The organism is Vibrio kyushuensis (genome assembly GCF_050337325.1).
Lineage (GTDB): Bacteria > Pseudomonadota > Gammaproteobacteria > Enterobacterales > Vibrionaceae > Vibrio > Vibrio kyushuensis.
Window position 1 is genome coordinate 13316 of the sequence record NZ_JAKJSV010000002.1, and the last position, 21636, is coordinate 34951.

Consider the following 21636-nt stretch of genomic DNA (forward strand, 5'->3'; position numbering starts at 1 on the left):
TTAGTTTAGTTTGAAATTGACTGGAATTTGAACACGGTGAGCGATTGCTCGTCCGTCATTTTGGTGTTGGCGAAATTGCCACTCCGAGATCCCTTTCAGTGCAGCACTATCGAGAATTTGATGGCCAGATGAGTTAACGATCAACAACTTAGTTTGATCTCCCTCAGGGTCAAGCCACACTTCGACTAAGACAACGCCCTGGATATTTCGACGCTTAGCGCTACGCGGATAATCGATCGCAGAAGGTCGAGTTTCAAAGGTTGGTTTGGTGATAAGTTTCGGTGACGCACTCGTCGCATTGGCGGTAGTAACTGGTGACTCTGGTTTTTGCTCAACAGACTCGCTAGGCGTCTTTTGTGATGCGAGTTGTTTAGGTTCAGCCTGTTCTGGTTTGTTTGTTTTTTCTTCTGCTGGTTTCTGTGCTGGCTGTTTAATGGGCTTGTTTGACGTTTTAGCCTGCGCCACTGGATCGTTTTTTAGCTGTGGCGCTTCTACTGGCTTCGCTTTTGGTTTCTCTGGCTTTACTTTTGGCTGCACAGACTTAGCTCGTACAGATTGAGCTAGTACAGGTTCTGCCAATACAGGCTCAGCCTTAGGTTGCGGTTTTATAGTCGATGCAACTTTCGTTTTAGTGGTGGTTTCAGTCTTACTAATTGGATTCTCTTTAGTTACCTCGGTTGCGGTGCTCTGTTCTACAGCAGGTGCAGGGGCAATAAATTGGATACTGACAGATTTTCCAGCAGTAGAAGCAACAGGTGAAATCGTTATAGGTTTGTAGCTTGCAGAGAATGCAGCACTATGAATTGCAACGGAAAGCCCAGCAAAGATAGCGTACCTTTTTAACTCCATATACCTATTCCTTCGGTCCATTTCAATCATCAATAAGACTGATTATCCACTATATGCGAATGAGATCAATTATTATTTACATTATTGTTTGGTCGGTATACCATACAGTCAAATTGAACGGATCGATAAAATAAACATATAAATCTTATGGTTACGATTGATACCTCAGACGTCGATTTAGTCGGCCTCTCTACACCAGACCCACTTCGCTTTGCATTCGGTAAAAAAAAGGGTGCTCATGCAGGTGGGAACATGAGTGCCGTATCGCCCGATAAAGTGCAGATGCAGCTGAATACCGCTTTAAGTGTCTCGGCGACAAAAAGAGGGTCTGCTCGCTGTCTTTATATCCACATTCCGTTTTGTCGAGTTCGTTGTACTTACTGTAATTTCTTTCAGTACGCCTCATCTAAGCAACTCATGAATCAATACTTCGAAGCACTAGTGAAAGAGATTCGTTGGAAGTCTTCGTTTGAATGGACGCAATCTGCACCGTTTCAAGCGGTGTACGTTGGTGGCGGAACACCAACGGATCTCTCTGCTGAGCATTTAGAGGTGCTGGGGAAACTGATTCGTTCTTCGTTCCCGTTGACGGCTGATTGTGAGATTACCCTCGAAGGGCGAGTTAACCGCTTTGATGACCAAAAGTTTGAGTCAGCTTTAGAAGGTGGCTTTAACCGTTTTTCTTTTGGTGTTCAGAGCTTTGACAATACAGTTCGACTGGCGGCCAAACGTTTAGACAAAAGCGATTATGTGATGGACAGGCTGCAATCGATGGTGAGCTATAACGCGGCTCCCATTGTTATCGATCTACTGTATGGGCTGCCGCATCAAACCCTAGAAAATTGGCTGCATGATCTTGATAGTTATATTGAATCAGGTGTAGACGGTGTTGACCTTTACCAGCTTATTGAAATGAAAGGGCTGCCGATGGAGCGCGCGGTTGAGCAAGGCAAGTTGCCTATGCCTGCTGACACGGCAATGAAGGCGAGCATGTTTAAAATGGGTGTTGAGTTTATGGCTACGCACCATCAAAGACGATTAAGTGTTAATCACTGGGCATCGGGCAACCGCGAGCGCAGCGTTTATAACAGCCTAGCTAAAACAACGGCTGAAGTGTTGCCCATTGGTGCAGGTTCGGGTGGCAATGTAAACGGTTTTGCCATGATGCAATATCGAGATATGGATAAGTACATTGAGGCGATCGACCAGAAGCTCTTTCCTATTAATGGTTTGATGCAGGTTTCTGAGCAAGCCCCTATCAACAGCGCTATTAAGTCTGCGTTTGACCGTGGCGTATTGTCTCAAACAAGTTTAGATAAAATCGCGGGTTATCCATTATTTTCAGCGTTAAAGCCTTTGTTCGATGCATGGCAAAAGAATGGCTTAGTAGAAGCAGATTATCAATACGTACAACTCACGTTAGCGGGTCAGTTTTGGTCAGTCACATTGGCGCAAAATGCCATTCAAGTGATTCAGTCATTTTCTAAACAAAAGATCAGCTCACAAAAATTAGAAACAGCTACCGCAGTAGCGTAACGGAGATAGGATGTTTGTAAGTAATTCATACCTAGAAGTAAAACAAAAAGTAGCGAATGTGTTAGCCCAAGATAACGGCACGCCAGTCTCTTCAATGGCAGAACAGCTCGGCTTGACCGAAGGTGAGGTGACGTTCGCACTCCCTGATGAGTGTGTGGTAACCATTAATGGTGTCCATACAGAAGCGATCCTAACTCAACTTCCAGATTGGGGAAAAGTAACCACTATCGTGCACTCTTTTGGCTCCATTTTTGAATTTAAAAACCCGTTCCCTAAGGGAAAAGTAGCGCATGGCTATTACAACATCATGGGTAAAGAAGGGTTGCACGGACACCTGAAAATTGACTTAGTGAAGCATATCGCTTTTGTCAGTAAACCTTTTAGGTCAATGGAAAGTCACTACATTGGTTTTTATACCCATGATGGCCACTGCATATTTAAAGTTTACCTTGGTCGCGATAAAAGCCGCCAATTAATCCCACAGCAAATAGAAGCATTTAAAGAGTTAAAGAAGGAATTCATCGCGTGATAGATAAACAGCAAAGACTACAAGACCGTCTAGGACCAGAGATTCAAGAGTTTAGAGACAACTGTCAGACACTGCAACTGGCGACGCTTAATAACGGTGTGCCTCATGTTAGTTATGCTCCTTACGCACACACTGAAAATGGTTACTTTATTTTGATCAGTGATATTGCTCAGCATGGCCAGAATTTAAAGCATACCAAGTGTGTGTCTATCATGATGATCGAAGATGAGTCTCAAGCGAAGTCTATTTATGCTCGCCGTCGTTTAAGCTTTGACTCACAAGCTTCGTGTGTGGATAAACAGTCAGAGATGGGTGTTGAAGGTATCACGGCGTTGCGTCAACGCTTTGGTGACATCATTGATAATCTCAGCACATTAGATGACTTTAACCTTTATCAGCTGGTACCAGAACAAGGCCGCTATGTAAAAGGCTTTGGTAAAGCGTTCAATGTGTCTGGTGATGACCTACTCAGCTTCCTTCATCTTTCGGAAGGGCATATGAGAGATAAAAAAGAGGCTCAGTTGGCAGTAGAGCCAAGCTAGTCACTCGTTATTTCTAAATCACACATTATTTCTAAATAACTTAGCACTAAATAATAGATTAGCTCTACTGCTCAATAGAGCCGTTTAAATTAATTAGAACAATAACAAATCAACAGTTAGACCAGTTCATTGTGAGCTGGTCAGGGGACTTTTCGCCTCAAATTTAGGGAATGGATTAACATGTACAACAAAACACCTTTAGCAGTGATGGTCACTGCGATCTTGGCTTCTAACGCTGTCATGGCTGAAGAAGAGGTATTTACCTTAGATCAAGTCGTCGTTTCATCGACTCGCACCAACCAAACGATTCAAGATACCGCCGCTTCTGTCACGGTAATTAGCGATCAAGAGATCGAAGAGAACATGGTTAACTCTGTGGCTGAGCTGTTTAGCTATACGCCGGGCGTTGATGTTCAATCGGATTCTCGCCAAGGTATTCAGAGTATTAATATCCGTGGCATGGAAGGGAACCGTATTAAGATTTTGGTCGATGGTGTATCTCAGCCTAACCAGTTTAAAAACGAGTATTCATTCATCAACTCTGGTCGTGTTGATGTTGATGTCGATATGCTGAAATCGGTTGAAGTGGTCAAAGGTGCGGCATCCTCGCTACAAGGTAGTGATGCTATTGGTGGTATTGTTGCATTTGAAACAAAAGATCCAACGGACTTTCTAAAGGACGGTAAAGACTTTGGCGGTCATGCGAAATTTAACTTCTCGTCAGCAGATAACACATTTAGTGAATCTGTTGCGCTTGCTAACCGAGTAGGCGATCTTGAAACTTTAGTCGCGTATACGCGTCGAGATGGCGAAGAAGTGGATAACTTTGGCAACATGGACGAGCAAAGCTCAGATGCCAATAACCTGCTTTTAAAACTTCAGTATCAAATCAATCCAGCTCACCGTGTTGAGTTTACTGGAGAGTACGTTAACAGCACGGTGAAAACTGACTTTACCGATGATGCTTACACCAACTACACAGGTGAAGATATCAGCGATCGCTACCGTATTGGCCTTAAGCACATCTGGGATATGCAAGCGGCTGCGGCTGATACACTGACTTGGCAGCTTGATTACCTAGCCAAAGATCAGCAAGGCATTACTAATCGTACCTATATTACGCCGAGCCGATCATACAGTGCTGGTAATGTACAAAAGAAAGATTACGTATACAGCGATAAAGGCGTTCAAGCCGATGTTCAGCTAGACAAGTACTTTGAAACCGGATCAGCAGAACACTTTGTGGTGTATGGTGCTTCATTCTCTAACAAAGACATTTCAAACACTAACCATGAATATAACTCAATTCAAGATGACATCACGGTGTTCTACATGCCAGAAGCCTCTGAAACCCGTTATGGTTTCTTTGCTCAAGATGAAATCACCATTGGTAATCTGATTTTAACTCCTGGTGTACGTTTTGACTCATTTGAAACAGACCCTGGCAGTAACTTCCCTGATGGAACTTATGATCCAACTCTTTACAAAAAGTATTCTGATTCTGCAGTAACAGGTCGACTGGGTGGGCTTTACACTGTAAACCAAGAAAACAAAATTTTCGCGCAAATTAGCCAAGGCTTCCGTGCCCCTGATTTCCAAGAGCTATTCTATTCATTTGGTAACCCAATGCATGGCTATGCGAGCGTTCCAAACCCAGATTTAGAAGCAGAAGAAAGTGTGTCTTATGAGCTAGGTTGGAGACACGATGTTGCGGCGAGTTCAACTGAGTTTGCCATTTTCTATAGTGACTATGATAACTTCATTGATACGGATTCAACGTATGCAAGTAGCGGTCTGTTGGAATATCAATACGTGAACATTGATGAAGCAACGATCAAGGGTGTTGAAGTTGGTAATACTCTAGATTGGTATGAGCTAACCGGTAGTGCTGAAGGTATAACGACTCGTATTGCAGCAGCGTACACAGAAGGTAAAGATGGTAATAATGATGCATTAAACTCGGTGAACCCGTGGAATGCAGTCATTGGTCTTAATTATGATGCGCCTTCAAACGTTTGGGGTTCTTCACTAAAAGTGACTTATACAGCGAAGAAGAAGCAAAGCGATGTGACACCAGGTACTGACCGTATGGGTAACACTGAAGACGCGTTCACACCAGAAAGTTCAACGGTTGTTGATCTAACCGCTTACTATGTTCCAATGAAAGACGTAACACTTCGCGCTGGTATCTTTAACGCGACAGATGAAGAGTATTACAACTGGAGTGATGTTCGCGGTCTAACTGAGGAAGATAAGTTCTATACTCAAGCTGGCAGAAGCTTTGCGGTGACAGCGAAATATGAGTTCTAATTTCTCTTTTTAAATAGGGAATGCTTTTCTTAATAAAGAAAATCCTAAGTTACCGCTCTTCTTATGAAGAGCGGTTTTGTTATATTGGTTCGTTATTATTTTTTAAGGTATAAACTTTGACGACATTATTTATTAATCGAACGTGGCTTATTGAGCAAGCTTCTAAGCATAAACGAAAGCTTATTTCCGCGAATATTGTTGCGGTTTTTGCAACGATATTGAGCGTGCCCATTCCTTTGCTTATGCCGTTGTTGATTGATGAAGTGGTGTTGCACCAACCTGCCTCTGGTATTGCGCTGATTAACCAGATAGTGCCACTGAGTTGGCAAACCCCTTTCGGCTATGTCGTGATAGTAACGGCGCTTGTGGTGATCATGCGTATTGCTAGTCAAGCGTTGAATATCTATCAGACTAGGCAATTTACACTGATCTCTAAATCTCTCACTGGGAAGATACGTGAGCAGTTACTGACTAAGCTTGGCAGGATTAGCATGCGTCAGTATGAAGAGAGAGGCAGTGGCTCTCTGACGTCCCACTTCGTGACTGATATTGAAACGATAGACAAATTCATTGGCAGTGCGTTGAGCCGATTTTTAATCGCGATATTGAGCACCATCGGCATTGCAGCGGTTTTGTTCTGGCTTGATTGGAAACTGGCGCTCTTCATTGTGTTGTTGAATCCTGTGATTGTCTATTTGTCGCGTTTGATGGGGCAAAAAGTCAAGACGCTGAAAAAGCGAGAGAATAAATCCTTTGAGCGATTTCAGCAGCGCCTTGTTGAAACACTAGAGGGTTTGTATCAGTTACGAGCCTCCAACCGTGAGCAACAATACCTGACCAAGTTAAAGAGTGATTCGAACGATATTCGAGTTGATGCCGATAATTACGCATGGCAATCAGATGCCGCCAATCGCATGTCATTTTTAATGTTCTTGGTGGGCTTTGAGATATTCAGAGCGGCGGCGGTGGTTCTAGTGCTTATGGGCGATTTAACCGTAGGGCAGATCTTCGCTATTTTTGGTTACCTTTGGTTCATGCTCTCGCCAATTCAAGATCTACTTAATATCCAGTACTCATGGTTTGGCGCGAATGCGGCGATGAAACGGATTAATACTATTCTCGCGCTTGAAGAAGAACACCGACCAACCCCAACGGTTAACCCATTTAAAGACAATGAATCCTTTGAGATTGAGTGTCGCAACGTCAGCTTTTCATTTGATGGTGAGCGCAAGGTATTAGATAACTTGAATATTACCGTTGCGAAAGGTCAGAGAGTGGCGCTTGTTGGTGCATCTGGCGGTGGTAAGTCGACCTTGATTCAACTGTTGTTAGGCATCTATCAAAAAGAGAGTGGCGACATATTGATCAATGGTTACCCTATTGAACAAGTGGGTTATGAAGCTCTACGGTCTAAAATAGCCCCCGTGTTACAGCAACCGATGATCTTCAATGACACGGTTAGGCAGAACTTGACGCTTGGTGAGTCCTATACGGATGCTCAGCTTAATGAGGCACTATCTGTAGCTCAGCTTACAGAGGTGGTTGAAAAAATGCCTGATGGACTCAGCTCTCAGCTTGGAAGGCAGGGGGTTCGCCTTTCTGGGGGACAAAGACAACGGTTAGCGATTGCGCGTATGGTACTGACCAATCCTGATTTTGTTATTTTAGATGAAGCAACATCAGCGTTAGATACTGCGACTGAATCTGCACTTCATCGAGCTATGAGTGAGTTTTTAGTGGGTAAAACCACGCTCATTGTCGCGCATAGACTTTCTGCGGTGAAACAAGCGGATGTGATTTATGTGCTTGAGGATGGCAATGTTATCCAATCAGGACAACATCACGAGTTAGTCGAAGAAGAGGGACTGTATCAAACTCTATATGGTTGATTAGATCGGTAAGAAATTATAGAAAGTGATTTAATAACCCGTTATTGCATTAATGTAGTAACGGGTTTTTTTGTATGCTTTGTCCGTTATGGCTTCATTTATGCAGGTTATTGGTAACGCGTTAAAATGCATCTTAATCTACTATTAAGTTACCGTTACAATTTATGGAATAAAGGTCACCTTAGTGATGCATGCCTTAATTTTGAGAATGATGTATTTTTCACCTAAAATAAATTGTATAAACTGTAAAAAATGGACCCATTCCTTTAACAGGTACGTTGTATGTGGAAAAACTTCATCTCTTTTTCAGATGATAAACAGCAAGTCATTGCGCGATTGACAGTAGATATTACTGTCGATAATAACTTCGATGCGAGAGGTCTGGAAGAAGCTCTTACCAATATCGAGGCGGGACATCTTTGTGTTATTGAAGAGAATGTCTTACGTTTTGTTACGCGTGCCAAAGAGCTAAAAAAAGACGCATACGACGGAATATTAGTGGCAGAAATTCGCAACGCAGAAGCGAAAGTCGATCTTTCTGACCATGATATGTTAGCAAGTATTACTGTTACTGGCGCTTATGGTGGGCGTGGTTTAAGAGGCAATGAAATTGTTCACTGCTTGTCACAAGCACACATCACTAAAGGGATTAATAAACTCGCGCTTAAAAAAGTGCTGGTGGTGAGTAATCAGCTGAAAGCGGGAGAAACCTTCACTCAGGTTGTGGCGAAAGGAGTGAGCCAGATTCAAGGTAAAGACTCCAAGTTCATCCCTATGGTAGAAGATGTGACTAGCCAAGTGTTAGCGCCTCAAGCTGAAGGTGAGGATGACAAAGTTGATATGCTTAACCTGGGCGAGACGATTACCGTTGATGTTGACCAGCCGTTAATGAAGCGTATTCCAGCAACAAAAGGCACAGCAGGCATTACCGTACAAGGCAAAGTGATTCCCCCGAAACCAGGTAATGACAAACCACTTTCTGCGGGCAAAGGATCCCACATCTCTCCGACTAACCCCAATCTATTACTTGCTAGTCTATCTGGTATGCCTATCTTGAAAGAGAGAACGGTTGATGTAGATAACGCACTTGTCCTTAATAATATTGGTGTCGCAACAGGCCATATAAAATTCAAAGGTTCTATTGTTGTGAGTGGCAATATTGAGTCAGATATGGTGGTGCGAGCAACCGGATCGATTACTGTTGGCGGTTTTATTGAAAGTGCTGATGTACAAGCTCAGGGCGATATTGAAGTGGCTAAAGGGATCATTGGCCATACTACTTCTGAAGGTGATGCCAAAAGTTGTGTCGTTAAATCAGGCGGGCTAATTCGAGCCAATTACGCTCAGTTCTCAGAGTTGCAGGCTGCGGAAGATATCTTTTTGTCAGTACACTGTTTAAATAACGTTTTGCGCTGTGGCAAAGACCTACACGTCAATGATAGTTCAGACAAGCAGGGAACTTTAAGTGGCGGTATTGCGAAGGTTGGCGGTAAGGTGACGTGTATTAACCTTGGTGTGGAAGGTGATACTGCAACGCATGTAGAGGGTTTTGCTAAGTTCCCCATGTTTAAAGAGCGCATTTCTAAGCTAAAAGCACGCTATAAGCTCGCACAAGAGTCGACCATGGAAGTGATTAGGCGTGAGTTAGAGTTTAAGAAAATCCCAAAATCTCAGCGAACTGAAGAACAAGAGAGCGAGCTTGAGGCGTTTAAGCTTCAGGCCAATACTAAGCTCGAAAAAGCCAAGTTTGCGGTCGATTCATGCAAAGAAGAATTTGACGCGTTATTAGCGACGAATACCGTTGAGGTGAAAAATAAAGTCTATTCGCATGTCACGGTACAGTTTGGCGATGATAAAGTGATTACCAAGCGCAGCCACGGACCAAGCGTCTTTACGTATAACCAATACGAAATTAATTGTGCGTCGATGATGGGTGATGAAGCGGTTGCAGAGCTATAATGAAGCGGATAATACCTAATTATTTAGATTCAAAAATACTTACATGATAAAAATACTTAGGCTCTAAAAATGTTAAAGCTGGCTATAAGCCAGCTTCTTTTTGGTTAAACATTTTATTGGTAAGCCAGTTTACGGCTTCTTTGCATCTTTATTGGTGTCTTTCCAATACTGAATTCTGACGCGATGCAATTGTGCTCTTCTTGTTTTTTTCATTATATCCCTCACTTTATACAACAGGGCGCTCTTCACTGAGCTAACTATTGACTCTATCTTCGTTTGAGTCTGTATTGAATTTAGCCTTGAATTGCACATTTCGCCACGATCTACCTCACATTATTTAGTAACAATAGTAAGACATTGAGTCGATATTGTGATCTGTATTGATGATTTTTGACTGGGTGGTCAGAGTAATTTTCGAGGTGAATTGAAGCGGGATTTCTATTAATCATTAATATATAAGAAAAAAGGGAGCATATAGCTCCCTTAGTCATCATTATTAAAACGAGTTTAAGAGTTACTCTTCAGAGATAAAGCCACCCGTTTGATGTGCCCAAAGTTGCGCATAGATTCCCTTTTGAGTAATGAGCTCTTGGTGCGTACCTTGTTCAACCACACTGCCTTTATCAAGAACGATTAAACGGTCCATAGCTGCGATGGTGGACAGTCGGTGTGCAATGGCAATAACGGTTTTTCCTTGCATCAACTCATTCAAGCTCTCTTGAATTGCAGCTTCTACTTCAGAGTCGAGTGCAGAGGTTGCTTCATCCAGTACCAGTAAAGGTGCATCTTTTAATAGCACGCGAGAGATAGCCACGCGCTGGCGCTGGCCACCAGAGAGCTTAACGCCACGTTCGCCCACTTGAGCATCGTAACCCGTATTACCAAATGGGTCGGTCAGCGCTTCGATAAACTCATCGGCGTGTGCCTGTTTGGTTGCTTTAATCAATTCCTCTTCAGACGCATCAGGGTTGCCGTATAAAATGTTGTCTCGAATAGAGCGGTGCAGCAGTGAGGTATCTTGTGTCACCATACCGATATTGCTGCGCAGTGAATCCTGAGTAATATCAGAGATCACCTGGCCATCAATTTTAATCTTGCCACTTTCCACATCATGGAAGCGCAGAAGAAGATTAACCAAGGTGGATTTACCAGCCCCTGAACGCCCAACAAGACCCACTTTTTCACCTGGTTTGATATCAAGGTTGAGGTTACTAATCACACCTTTGTTTTCACCATAGTGAAAACTGACATCTTCAAAGCTAATCCCGCCGTGAGGTACGGTCAACGGCTTAGCTTCTGGCTTATCTTGAATATCTACAGGTTTGGCCAATGTTTTCATGCCATCAACGACAGTACCCATATTTTCAAATAGAGCACTGACTTCCCACATGATCCACATCGACATACCGTTAATACGCAGCGCTAAACTGATCGCTATGGCGATGGCACCAACCGTAATCGAACCGTCCATCCACAAAAATATAGATAATGCAGCGACTGAGAAAACCAGTACGTAATTGGTGATTTCGACTAAAACATCAAAACCAGTTACAAGACGCATCTGTTTGTAGACAGTACCAAGGAAACCTTGCATGCCTTCTTCAGCGTATTCCGTTTCCCGTTTGCTATGAGAGAACAACTTAACCGTAGCAATGTTGGTATAGCTATCAACTATGCGCCCCGTCATGGTTGATCGAGCATCAGCTTGTTCGGCTGCAATTTTCTTGAGTCGTGGTACAAAATAGAGCTGAATCCCAACATAACAACCAAGCCAAACTAGCATGGGTATCATTAATCGCCAGTCAGCATAAGCAAGCAGCACCACCATAGAGCCGAAGTAGACCGATACGTAAACGAATACATCCATCGATTTCATGACGGTTTCACGTACTGCAAGCGACGTTTGCATTACTTTGGTGGCAATTCGGCCCGCAAAATCGTCTTGATAGAAATTTAGGCTCTGTTTTAGTAAGTATCGATGCGCCAACCAACGGATCGACATGGGATAGTTACCCAACAGCGTTTGATGAATCAATAGGGAGTAACCAATGACAAGCACCGGCATGACGATAAGCAATAGCACGCCATAGCCCATTAATGAGCTGCCGTAATCTTGCCAAAATGTCTCAGGGTTACTGGTCGATAGCCAATCAACAAGCTGGCCCATGGCACCAAAAAGTGACACTTCAACAATAGCGACAATCATAGACATGACTGACATGATTATCAGTGGGATTTCAAATCCACGGGTGTAATAACGACAAAATGCAAAAATACCGGTTGGTGGCTGTCCTGGCTCTTCGTCGGGAAAAGGCTTAGTGAAACCTTCGAATTTTTTGAACATAAATCATCCTAATATTAAGCCCATTCTTAGTGTATTTATCAGTTGGTGGTAAGTACATAAGAGAAAAAGTAAGGCCAAGCCATGTTATAACGATTGGATATGAAATGTCATCAATATGTTGTGCTGTGGTGGTTACCCACAACGGGTTATATAAATATTTATCGAATACGAGACAGTAAATTTAACTGAAAAATCCTCAAGGCACAGGAAAAACCAATTGTTGCTGACTGATTTATTAGTAACTTCAGTAAAATCACTCTTAACAATGTGTTTACAATTGCAAATCGTAAGTTAAAAAGAGCCAAGACGATGTTGCAAAATAAAAAGCAGACGGCTGCACCTGACCAAATTTCAAATATGCGTAACGTGCACATTCAAAACGCGAACTGCGTGGTAATGGTGTCACCAAAGGAGTTCTCTTTTAATCCAGAGACCGCAGCAGACAATGAGTTTCAACATCGACCCGATCTAACACCAGAGCAGGTTCATCAACAAACGATGAATGAGTACCGTACGATGGTTGCGGGGCTTCGTGGTGAAGGGGTGCAGGTGATCGATTTTGATTATTCGATATCAGACACAGCGACCCCCGATGCTGTTTTTCCGAATAACTGGTTTAGCACCACCTCATCAGGTGATCTCTTTACTTTTCCAATGGCATGTAAAAACCGCAGACATGAGGTGCGCGTTAATGAGCTTATTTCAGCGCTGAACGATTCTGGCCGAAATGTTGACCATGTCGATACACTAGAGGACTATGCCGAGCAGCAAGCGTACTTAGAAAGTACGGGGGTGATGGTTAAAGATCACGTCAACCGCACTATCTATGCCGCTCTATCACAACGCTGTGACAGAGAAGTTCTAGAAGAGTACGCAAAACGTATTGGCTATCACCGTGTGATTTCGTTTCAGACTGCTCTAGAGTCAGGCCAGCCTGTCTATCACACCAATGTGATGATGGCGATTGGCGAAGGGTTTAGCGTGATTTGTGACGAAGTTATCCCTGAGTTCGAACGCCGATTTGTAATTAAGTCGCTGTCGAAAAGCAAGCAAGTGATTTCAATTTCTGTCGAGCAGATGAATCAGTTCTGCGGCAACATTCTTCAATTAGAAACTGTTAATGGCAATAAAGTCATCGCGATGTCGCAATCGGCGTACGATGCGTTTTCGCCTGCTCAATTAGCTCAACTATCCACGCATGGAAAACTGCTGCCCTTTGATGTCAGTACCATTGAGTCGATTGGTGGTGGTAGTGTGCGATGCATGCTTGGTGAGGTGTTCTTACCAACACGCAAGAAGCTGCTATAACCTGAGTCAGGGCCATTAATCTCGTGATTTTGGCCCTTTTTGTTTTTGTTATCTTTTACGTTGTGCGCTGTAATTTTCGTTATTTACTCTTCACTATCAAAGACGATATTTCCTCGTAGCAGCGTCATAAGAATTTCAGTCTCTGCAATTTCATTCGCTGGAAGTTGCGTTATATCATTAGCCAAAACAACCAAATCAGCAGATTTCCCTAACTCAATCGAACCTGTAATGTCATCAACTCCTAAGCTTCTCGCTGCATTGATGGTGTAAGCACTGATAGCGGAATGAATATCAGGAAGGCCCGTCTTGTTCATCTTTAAGCTGTTCGCGATGCCAACAAGCGGATTGATATCATGGACGTTCCAATCGCTGCTTAAGGTGACGTTAGCGCCGGTGTCGAAAATCGCTCTCGGGTTCATCAATGAATCTGCACGCTTAGCTCCTATAAACGCTTCTGCCCATTGATGGTCATGCTGCGCGACATAATCAGACCCGCCTTGAAAATCAGCGGTTACTTCTAGCTTGGCGAAACGAGGGATGTCTTTAGAGTCGACTAATTCGGCATGGGTTAATGTATAGGCCTTGTCGGAACCTTGCTTTTGAGCATGTTCGATAGCGTTTAATGACTCATGAACCGCACCATCACCAATGGCATGAATGTGAGCGCTGTATCCGATTTTATCAAGCGCATCTAGCCACGACTTCATCTTCTGTGGGGGAATGTAATTGATGCCATACGGCTCATCAGGAATGTAGGTGTTTAAATAGGGGGCCAGTGTTTTTGCAGTGCCGTTAATCAAGATGCCATCACTGTACATCTTTACTTGGTCAACAATGAGCAAGCGGGACTTATCACTGGAATGGACAGATTCTAGGAACTCCAATTGTGGAGGCATAGAGTCGGTTGGGTAAATCCACGGACGCAAAGATACTCGAGCGGTTAACTCATTATTCTTTTCGGCCTCTTTCCATACTTCATACCAGCCTCGCTTCCAATATAGGCGTCCATCGCCAATGGTGGTAATACCATGTTTTGCCGCTTCCTCAAGGCCGTTCATTAATCCTTGGTAGCTTTGAGAGAACTGATTATCAAGGCTATTCCACGCCATTTCCATCACGAGATCCCCTGCATTATCAAAGAGGATCCCGTTAAGCTCGCCGCTTTGATCGTCTTTGAGGATCTTTCCCCCTTGAGGCTCAGAGGAGGTCTTAGTGATTCCGGCTTTTTTAAGCGCGGCCGAGTTCACCCACATCGAATGCGACGTTTGTTCCATTAGTACGACGGGTTGCTTTGGAAAGATACGGTCAATGATCTCAAGAGGCGTGTAGCGATCTTCGTCACTCAATATGGCTGCCAAGGAAAAACCATAGCCCATGATCCAGTCGTCTGATTGGGCGTTTTCACGACATGCGTTTAAATAAGGGATCTGCTCTTCCAGTGTGGCATCTAAGCTTAGTTCGCAATTTCCGCCTGCTTCTGAAGCCGCTTCGAAAACATGGTTGTGATTATCAATAAAGCCGGCCATGACATAGGCGTGTTCAAGGTTGATGACCTCTGTTTTGTCCGTCATGTAAGGCTTTATTTCTGAACTCTTCCCAATAAACATAATCTTGCCATTGTTAATCGCAATCGTATCAGCCTGATTGTGTCCGTAAATAATGGCGTCGGTTAACAGAGTATCGGCTTTCATCGCGGCTTGAGTGAAAGGACTCGTGGTTAGGCTTGCGATAATAGCCAATAGATAAGCGTGCTTCATGCTTCTTCCTTATGTATGACAATCATTGTGAGTATAGATTGTGATTCCGTATGTTTAAAAAAGAGCCAACTATCGTGGTCAATATAAATTGCAGCGTATGTCTCGAAGGCTATTATGCTAAAATCCTTTTATCAGCACTATGAATGTTCAATACATCTCATTTTCAACTGAGCACATTGAAATAGTACAACGATTAATTAAACAGGATATGAGAGATGAGCAAGTTAACAGCCGCAGAACGTAAAGCTCGTGATGACGAACGATTTTCGCAGCGAGTGAGTGAGCGTAGAGAAAAAGGTGAAGACGTCATTGCCTATGCGCTTGCTACTAAAAAAGCGGTGAAGTTTCTTACTAAATCAGAGCGTAAGGCGATGAATGTGAGAAAAGCAGAACTTCAAGAAGAGAAGCGCCTTAAAGAAAAAGAAGAGCTTGCAAGGATTGAAGCGTCGTTTAATGGTCAGGAAGATCAAGAGTAAGCAGACTCCAAGCCTTAAAACAATAACCCCATTTATTATTTCAAATAAATGGGGTTTATTTTTATCTATTCACAATGAAGGCTGATGAGGATACCCACTGACCCTATTAAGTAATGCTTAGGTTTGATGTTAAACAATTCCTATATGGAATAGGTTTCTATCCTCTATTTCGCTAGTGTTGTTTTTATTAATGGGTAACATTACGTCATCATTTTCAATTTAGTGGATGTAATGGATATCACATTAGACGTACTCGCGATGCTTTTTTTCATCGCAGGCCTAGCGGGCTTTATTGATGCAATGGCTGGCGGTGGCGGGCTTTTGACTCTACCTGCGCTGCTTTCGGTTGGTGTTCCTCCGACTCAAGCGCTTGCAACCAATAAATTACAAAGTTCATTTGGTAGCTTCTCGGCCTCTTGGTATTTTGTGCGTAATGGCATCGTAAACCTAAAAGAGATGCGACTTGCAATCTTGTGTACATTTATCGGCTCCGCCATCGGTGCGGAGTTAGTTCAACATATCGATGCGGGCGTGCTGACGAGCCTCATTCCCATCCTTCTACTTGGTATTTCACTTTATTTCTTATTAGCACCACAAGCCGGTGAGGGCGGTGGAAAGCCGAAATTATCGGAATCGATGTTTGCTTTTTCAGTAGGGACGGGCGTTGGTTTTTATGATGGTTTCTTTGGCCCCGGTACGGGTTCAATTTTTACTATCTGTTTTGTTGCTATTGCGCAGCTTTCAATAGTTCATGCGACAGCTAGAACCAAAGTGCTTAACTTTACCTCTAATTTGGCGGCACTGTTGTTCTTTATTATGGCGGGTTTACCTATCTGGGAGATAGGACTAGTCATGGCAGTAGGTGGTTTTATTGGTGCAAGAATGGGCGCAAAAATGGTAGTCACTAAAGGCAAAAAGTACATTCGTCCACTGGTTGTTGTGATGTCGATGGTTATGGCGTTAAAGCTACTTTGGGCACAGAATTCTCAATGGCTGCTATCACTAATTTAACACGTGGAAGTTTAAGGGCTGAAGGGCGATACACAACATGAACTGGGCGAGTTAACGAGGCCAAAAACTCAAAGTCAAAACAGTGAGCTTCACTTATATGCAGCGTTTTGATAATAGAAAGCGGTACTAAGGCAGGCGATACACCTTGAATTGCTAATTGTGCCGCAGCAGTATACGAGTCCATCTGCATGCTTGGGGTTATGCCCGCTTGTTGCAGCAAACCTGCTTGGTAAGTGTTCGCTGGATTATTTAAATCGTTAGTGATTAAGCTCGGCGGTGGGGCGGTAAGTGGGGACTTACTCACTACCTTAAAGGGTTCATTAAACAGATGAGTCGCATGAAGGCCGATTCGTGCATTGAGATGTCCTGCGCACAGACCAATTAGTGCATCACCAGATTTTACGTGCTCAATAATTCTAGGCGTGTGATTGGTGGTGATTGTGACATATGGGTCTTGCATGAGAATGTTAGGTAACATTTCACTTAGATAACCCGCCACTAATGTCTCTGAACAATCGATACGAATGACCGAGTGATCATCAATCGTTTGCTCTTCTGCTATTAGACCTCTTAGCTCATTAAGGCTTGGACCAATTTTCTCGATCAATGCGATAGCATCGGAGGTTAGCCTTATCTGCCGACCTTCAGGCTCAATTAACTTTTTCCCAAGCTTCTTTTCAAGGTTCGCTATGCGTTTGCTAACCGCCGATTGTCCAATATAAAGCCGGCTTCCAGTGCGGCTCATGGTTTTTTCTTGAGCGAGAACTAACAGGGTTTCGATGCCTTCTAGTAGCATGGTTATCCGATGAAAATTAGGAATTAGAGTTAGATACTAGCACAGTGAAGTATTAGTTTGGCTCAACCGGTTAAGGTTATCGCGATCCTCCATTAATAAATTCATCGCATCGAGATACTGATACAAACCATTTCCGTCTAGTTGATATGCAGTGATTTTCCCTTCTTCATCCACCAAACCACTGTTTTTAATGTCATCATCTAAGCCTGCTGCGACTAATAAGCGGTGCAGACAACCACTTTGTTTATTCTCTACCGCCAGAGCCTCTTGCCGAAGCTTATTGTTGAGTGTGAATAGCTCTTCTCTTTCCTTAGGCAGCTCTATTTCGGGTGAAAACTTATGGTGCAGCAAACTGCCGACAAAGTAACTGAATATCAAACCCACAACAGTAAAGATATTAATACCCGTAGCGAAGTGGCTGACCAAGATAACCAGTAATGACAATGAAGTGATCCAACTTAATCGATACAGCTTTTGCTTTCTTGCCTGCTTACGCTCGGCGGCAAGTGTGGCTTTGTTTAATTCAAGCAGCTTTATGCAGCCCGGCTTCAAATGAGAGTCGTACAGTTCAATGGCGGCTGAAATATCTTCAGTTAGCGTCTGTTTCATTGATTGTTTTTTGCTTCCATCGACTTGAGAGAGGAGAGGCTCTATGGTTATTTCGGTATCTCGTGCGCTTTCTTTGTGATTCATAGGCGATCTCTTTCTGTCTTAGTTTGCTCGGGTTTAGTTAGATGCTAGCAAGTAGGAAGGGTTTGATTGGTGACTGACAAATAAGATTAATGAAAAGAAAAAGGTGTTATCGAATTTTATGATTTTAATCCTTCATCTGACTTTTACACTGTAAAGCCGCACTGTTTATTGGTGGCAAATATCAATTAATTGTTCAAACAAAGAAGCCCTAAACTCGTTGTTTCGAATAAGAGTTCAGGGCTTTTTATTGCACATATATCTAGACAGATCTGTTATTTATCTAAAGCAACTTAGATAAATGGCGTAGGTTACTCGACACGCTCAATAATAGTCGCGATACCTTGTCCCATACCGATACACATGGTCGCTAGGCCGTAACGACCTCCACGCTGTTCCATGATATTGATAAGTGATCCCACAATACGTGCACCAGAACAGCCCAGTGGGTGCCCAAGAGAAATTGCGCCACCGTGAAGGTTGACTTTGTCTTCACGTGAGTCCCACAAACCTAAATCTTTTAGACAAGGAATAGCTTGCGCGGCAAAGGCTTCATTCACCTCTGCAAAGTCTATGTCGCTGATTGATAAGTCTGCTTTTTTAAGCGCGCTGTTGGTGGCTGGAACTGGTCCGTAACCCATAATTGCAGCGGGTACGCCTGCTGTTGAAGCCGAAATGACACGTGCTCTTGGTTTTAGGCCCAATTCACGTGCTTTGTCTTCACTCATGACAAGTAAACAAGAGGCACCGTCGGACAATGCAGATGATGTACCTGCCGTCACCGTACCGCTCACCGGGTCGAAGACAGGGCGTAGCTTCCCAAGTGACTCAACGGTTGTTTCTGGACGAATTACTTCATCGTACTTTACCAGAGTAGGGCAGCCATTCTCGTCGTGACCCATCATAGGTACTATTTCATCATCAAAACGGCCCTCTAGCGTCGCTTGATGTGCAAGTCTGTGTGAACGAGCGCCAAGCTCATCTTGCTCTTCACGACTGATCTTATGCATTTTACCTAACGCTTCTGCGGTTAACCCCATCATGGCAGAGGCTTGCGCCATGTGTTTATTGAACGGGTTCATGCTGATGCCTTTCGTCATCGGAACGTGGCCCATATGTTCTACACCGCCGACTAAGACAATATCTGCATCTTCGGCTTTAATTGCTCGCGTTGCCATGTGCAGCGCATCCATCGAAGAGCCACACAAACGGTTAACCGTAGTTGCTGGTGTTTCCTCGGGTAAACCTGCTTGCAGCGCAGCGGTTCGAGCCAAGTTAGCACCTTGCTCTTCTGTTTGCTGAACACAGCCCCAAATGACATCATCAATTAACGATGCAGCCACTTTCGGCTGACGCTCAAACATTGCTTTCATTAGGTTTGCAGATAAATCATCCGCACGCGTGTGTCTGAATACACCATTTTTTGAACGCCCCATCGGAGTACGAATCGCGTCAACAATTACTACATTTCTCATTGTTCTTCTCCGAAGTTAAGCGTAAAAAGCTTGGTTTTTGGTGGCGCGTTCAGTAAGCCCTTTCGGTACTTTGTAAAGCTCGCCAAGGTGTTGGTATTTTTCGGCAACGGTAAGCAAGTTATCTAAGCCAAATTGGTCCATGTAGTAGAACAGACCGCCTCTGAATGGAGGGAACCCTGTACCATAGACAAACGCAATGTCTCCCTCAGCAGCGGAAGCAATGATGCCTTCGTCTAAACAACGAATTGCTTCAAACATCATTGGTAGCATCATACGCATTTGGATATCTTCGCTAGTGAGCGATTGTGGTGCGTTTACATGCTCCGCTAGAAGAGCGTTGGATGATTCACTGGCAACAGGTTTGATGCGACCACGGCGGTCGGCTTCGTGCGCGTAGAATCCGCAGTGAGATTTTTGACCAAGCTTACCGTTATCAACGAATTTCTGAATCAGATTCACTTTTGGAGTCGCCAAGCGCTCGCCAAATGCCTCATTCATGACGTCGATACAGTGAGAAGCGGTATCCAAGCCAATAACATCAAGTAGTAATCCTGGTCCCATCGGCCAGCCAAACGACTTACTCATCACTTTATCGATGGTTGTAAGGTCGCCACCGTCAACGACGAGTTGGTTGAAGGCAAGGAAGTATGGGGTTAAGCAGCGGTTGACGAGAAAACCTGCGCAGTCGTTGACTACGATAGGCGTTTTACCTAGTGACAGCACATAACTCACGGCTGTCGCGATGGTTTCATCAGAGGTCTTCTCACCTCTAATCACCTCAACTAATGGCATCTTATGTACAGGGTTGAAGAAGTGGATGCCGCAGAAGTTTTCTGGATGCTTAAGCGCATGAGCAAGGCCGCTGATCATCAAGGTTGATGTGTTTGAAGCGATAACCGCGTTGGGAGCGACTTGCTCTAACTCTGTTAGCACTTTCTCTTTGATGATTGGGTTCTCAACGACTGCTTCAATAACAAGGCTGTTCTTCTCCAAAGAGATATTATGTAGCGTTGGCGTGATGCGGTTTAGAACCTCCCCCATAGCAGCTGGCTTCTTACGGCCTCTTTCGACTTGCTTGGAGAGCAGTTTGTTGGCCTCGGCTAAACCTAACGCGAGGCCCTGTTTATTGATGTCTTTCATCACCACATCAATGTTTTTGTCAGCGGTTACATAGGCGATTCCACCGCCCATGATACCTGCGCCAATCACGCCTACTTCATCAATTGATTGGGCAGACTTAGCCGTAGATTTGGCTTTTGATTTCACGTTCAAATCACTGACATAAACGTTAACTAATGCGCCAGCAACGCCTGACTCTACGCACTTCACCACGCCAGCGCGTTCAAGTGATAATGCTTCGTCACGACCTAGTTTAGCCGATTTAAACATGGTGTTTAAAATGACGTTAGGTGCAGGGTAGTTCGGCCCTGCCACCTTTGCAGCCATGCCTTTTGCGACGGTAATAGACATGGAAACTTCGTGGTCATTCATTGGAAGTGGAGAGCGCTTCTCTTCCTGACGTTGACGCCAATCCAAATCACCATTTAAACAGGATTGTAGAATTTTCTCTGCTTGCTCAAGTAGGCAGGTGGTTTTAGGGTTGATGACACCATCGATAACGTGATGCTCTAACGCTTGTTCCGCTTTAAATTGCTTACCTGTGGTGATCCATTGAATGGCGGTATCGAGCCCTGCGATTCGAGGTAAACGTGTCACACCACCCCAGCAAGGCATGATGCCAAGTTTAACTTCAGGTAGTAGTAGCTTTGCTTTCGGTGTTGCTATTCGGTATTCAGCTAGAAGCGACAGCTCGACCGCACCACCTGCTGCAAAGTTATTGATCACAGCGACTTTAGGTGTGTCAAGGTCCTCTAATCGATTGAGAATGCCTTGTGACCACGCAAGGTAGCGATCAATGGCATTTTCCCCACCATCAAAAATACCTTCAAACTCTTTGATATTCGCGCCAGCGCTAAACACAGTTTTGGTCGAGTGAAATATGAGTCCAGCAGGCGTGTTGCTCTCTAGCTGCTCAATGCACGTTTCCAGCTCGGTTAATGCACTTTCACTCAGCGTGTTCATGTGATCTTTTTGCGAGTCTAAAACGAGTTCGATAAACTCACCGCGTTGAATCAGGCTAAAATGTTGGCCTTTAAACATAATGA

At 43.9% G+C, this 21636-nt stretch carries 16 protein-coding genes; 9 read left to right on the top strand and 7 right to left on the bottom strand.

What is annotated here, in order from left to right:
• Positions 1-849: an energy transducer TonB gene (locus tag L4D20_RS00085; protein ID WP_428799526.1), complete on the bottom strand. Its 849-nt coding sequence runs from the start codon at positions 847-849 to the stop codon at positions 1-3.
• 147 nt (positions 850-996) lie between these two features.
• Here L4D20_RS00085 and hutW point away from each other — a divergent pair, with 147 nt between their 5' ends.
• From hutW to L4D20_RS00115, 6 genes are all read left to right on the top strand, one after another.
• Positions 997-2385 (top strand): heme anaerobic degradation radical SAM methyltransferase ChuW/HutW, encoded by a 1389-nt coding sequence (hutW, locus tag L4D20_RS00090; RefSeq protein ID WP_428799527.1) that lies wholly within the window; start codon positions 997-999, stop codon positions 2383-2385.
• Between the two features lie 10 nt (positions 2386-2395).
• On the top strand, positions 2396-2914 hold the full coding sequence (gene hutX, locus L4D20_RS00095; protein ID WP_428799528.1) for a heme utilization cystosolic carrier protein HutX: 519 nt from the start codon (positions 2396-2398) through the stop codon (positions 2912-2914).
• Positions 2911-3456 carry a heme utilization protein HutZ gene (gene hutZ / locus L4D20_RS00100; protein ID WP_428799529.1) on the top strand — a complete coding sequence of 182 codons (546 nt, stop codon included), beginning with the start codon at positions 2911-2913 and terminating at the stop codon, positions 3454-3456. Before hutX ends, hutZ begins: the two co-directional genes overlap by 4 nt.
• A gap of 180 nt (positions 3457-3636) precedes the next feature.
• Entirely contained in the window at positions 3637-5766 is a 2130-nt protein-coding gene (locus L4D20_RS00105; RefSeq protein WP_428799530.1) for a TonB-dependent hemoglobin/transferrin/lactoferrin family receptor, read from the top strand.
• A gap of 182 nt (positions 5767-5948) precedes the next feature.
• Positions 5949-7655 carry an ABC transporter ATP-binding protein gene (locus L4D20_RS00110; protein WP_428800718.1) on the top strand — a complete coding sequence of 569 codons (1707 nt, stop codon included), beginning with the start codon at positions 5949-5951 and terminating at the stop codon, positions 7653-7655.
• 282 nt (positions 7656-7937) lie between these two features.
• On the top strand, positions 7938-9614 hold the full coding sequence (locus tag L4D20_RS00115; RefSeq protein WP_428799531.1) for a flagellar assembly protein A: 1677 nt from the start codon (positions 7938-7940) through the stop codon (positions 9612-9614).
• Positions 9615-10128: 514 nt separating this feature from the next.
• Here L4D20_RS00115 and L4D20_RS00120 read toward each other — a convergent pair.
• Entirely contained in the window at positions 10129-11958 is a 1830-nt protein-coding gene (locus L4D20_RS00120) for an ABC transporter ATP-binding protein (RefSeq protein WP_428799532.1), read from the bottom strand.
• A 309-nt stretch (positions 11959-12267) separates the two neighbouring features.
• Between L4D20_RS00120 and L4D20_RS00125 the strand changes: the two genes are divergently transcribed.
• The gene (locus tag L4D20_RS00125) at positions 12268-13266 is read left to right on the top strand and encodes an arginine deiminase-related protein (RefSeq protein WP_428799533.1); all 999 of its coding nucleotides are present in this window, start codon (positions 12268-12270) and stop codon (positions 13264-13266) included.
• 83 nt (positions 13267-13349) lie between these two features.
• Here L4D20_RS00125 and L4D20_RS00130 read toward each other — a convergent pair whose 3' ends face one another.
• Complete coding sequence (locus tag L4D20_RS00130) at positions 13350-15023, bottom strand: amidohydrolase (protein WP_428799534.1); 1674 nt, start codon at positions 15021-15023, stop codon at positions 13350-13352.
• A 215-nt stretch (positions 15024-15238) separates the two neighbouring features.
• On the opposite strand from L4D20_RS00130, the gene L4D20_RS00135 reads away from it, so the two are divergent.
• Both L4D20_RS00135 and L4D20_RS00140 read left to right on the top strand, forming a co-directional pair.
• Complete coding sequence (locus L4D20_RS00135; protein WP_428799535.1) at positions 15239-15499, top strand: DNA polymerase III subunit epsilon; 261 nt, start codon at positions 15239-15241, stop codon at positions 15497-15499.
• A gap of 231 nt (positions 15500-15730) precedes the next feature.
• Positions 15731-16510: a TSUP family transporter gene (locus L4D20_RS00140; protein ID WP_428799536.1), complete on the top strand. Its 780-nt coding sequence runs from the start codon at positions 15731-15733 to the stop codon at positions 16508-16510.
• Here the strand turns inward: L4D20_RS00140 and L4D20_RS00145 are convergent.
• The 4 genes from L4D20_RS00145 to fadB all read right to left on the bottom strand — a co-directional run bounded on the left by L4D20_RS00145 (position 16452) and on the right by fadB (position 21631).
• Positions 16452-17306, bottom strand: coding sequence for a LysR family transcriptional regulator (locus tag L4D20_RS00145; RefSeq protein WP_428799537.1), 855 nt, complete (start codon positions 17304-17306; stop codon positions 16452-16454). The two genes, L4D20_RS00140 and L4D20_RS00145, sit on opposite strands and share 59 nt — an antisense overlap.
• 36 nt (positions 17307-17342) lie before the next feature.
• Positions 17343-17999: a hypothetical protein gene (locus tag L4D20_RS00150; RefSeq protein ID WP_428799538.1), complete on the bottom strand. Its 657-nt coding sequence runs from the start codon at positions 17997-17999 to the stop codon at positions 17343-17345.
• Between the two features lie 308 nt (positions 18000-18307).
• Positions 18308-19471 carry an acetyl-CoA C-acyltransferase FadA gene (fadA, locus tag L4D20_RS00155; RefSeq protein WP_428799539.1) on the bottom strand — a complete coding sequence of 388 codons (1164 nt, stop codon included), beginning with the start codon at positions 19469-19471 and terminating at the stop codon, positions 18308-18310.
• 15 nt (positions 19472-19486) lie between these two features.
• Positions 19487-21631 carry a fatty acid oxidation complex subunit alpha FadB gene (gene fadB, locus L4D20_RS00160; protein WP_428799540.1) on the bottom strand — a complete coding sequence of 715 codons (2145 nt, stop codon included), beginning with the start codon at positions 21629-21631 and terminating at the stop codon, positions 19487-19489.
• Positions 21632-21636 lie beyond the last annotated feature (5 nt).

What these genes read in the sequence shown, in the direction of transcription:
- fadB (WP_428799540.1), bottom strand. Translation starts at nt 21,631, where the DNA reads ATGTTTAAAGGCCAACATTTTAGCCTGATTCAACGCGGTGAGTTTATC.
- L4D20_RS00145 (WP_428799537.1), bottom strand. Translation starts at nt 17,306, where the DNA reads ATGCTACTAGAAGGCATCGAAACCCTGTTAGTTCTCGCTCAAGAAAAA.
- L4D20_RS00140 (WP_428799536.1), top strand. Translation starts at nt 15,731, where the DNA reads ATGGATATCACATTAGACGTACTCGCGATGCTTTTTTTCATCGCAGGC.
- L4D20_RS00115 (WP_428799531.1), top strand. Translation starts at nt 7,938, where the DNA reads ATGTGGAAAAACTTCATCTCTTTTTCAGATGATAAACAGCAAGTCATT.
- L4D20_RS00135 (WP_428799535.1), top strand. Translation starts at nt 15,239, where the DNA reads ATGAGCAAGTTAACAGCCGCAGAACGTAAAGCTCGTGATGACGAACGA.
- L4D20_RS00085 (WP_428799526.1), bottom strand. Translation starts at nt 849, where the DNA reads ATGGAGTTAAAAAGGTACGCTATCTTTGCTGGGCTTTCCGTTGCAATT.
- L4D20_RS00125 (WP_428799533.1), top strand. Translation starts at nt 12,268, where the DNA reads ATGTTGCAAAATAAAAAGCAGACGGCTGCACCTGACCAAATTTCAAAT.
- L4D20_RS00120 (WP_428799532.1), bottom strand. Translation starts at nt 11,958, where the DNA reads ATGTTCAAAAAATTCGAAGGTTTCACTAAGCCTTTTCCCGACGAAGAG.
- L4D20_RS00105 (WP_428799530.1), top strand. Translation starts at nt 3,637, where the DNA reads ATGTACAACAAAACACCTTTAGCAGTGATGGTCACTGCGATCTTGGCT.
- L4D20_RS00130 (WP_428799534.1), bottom strand. Translation starts at nt 15,023, where the DNA reads ATGAAGCACGCTTATCTATTGGCTATTATCGCAAGCCTAACCACGAGT.
- hutX (WP_428799528.1), top strand. Translation starts at nt 2,396, where the DNA reads ATGTTTGTAAGTAATTCATACCTAGAAGTAAAACAAAAAGTAGCGAAT.
- hutW (WP_428799527.1), top strand. Translation starts at nt 997, where the DNA reads ATGGTTACGATTGATACCTCAGACGTCGATTTAGTCGGCCTCTCTACA.
- fadA (WP_428799539.1), bottom strand. Translation starts at nt 19,471, where the DNA reads ATGAGAAATGTAGTAATTGTTGACGCGATTCGTACTCCGATGGGGCGT.
- L4D20_RS00150 (WP_428799538.1), bottom strand. Translation starts at nt 17,999, where the DNA reads ATGAATCACAAAGAAAGCGCACGAGATACCGAAATAACCATAGAGCCT.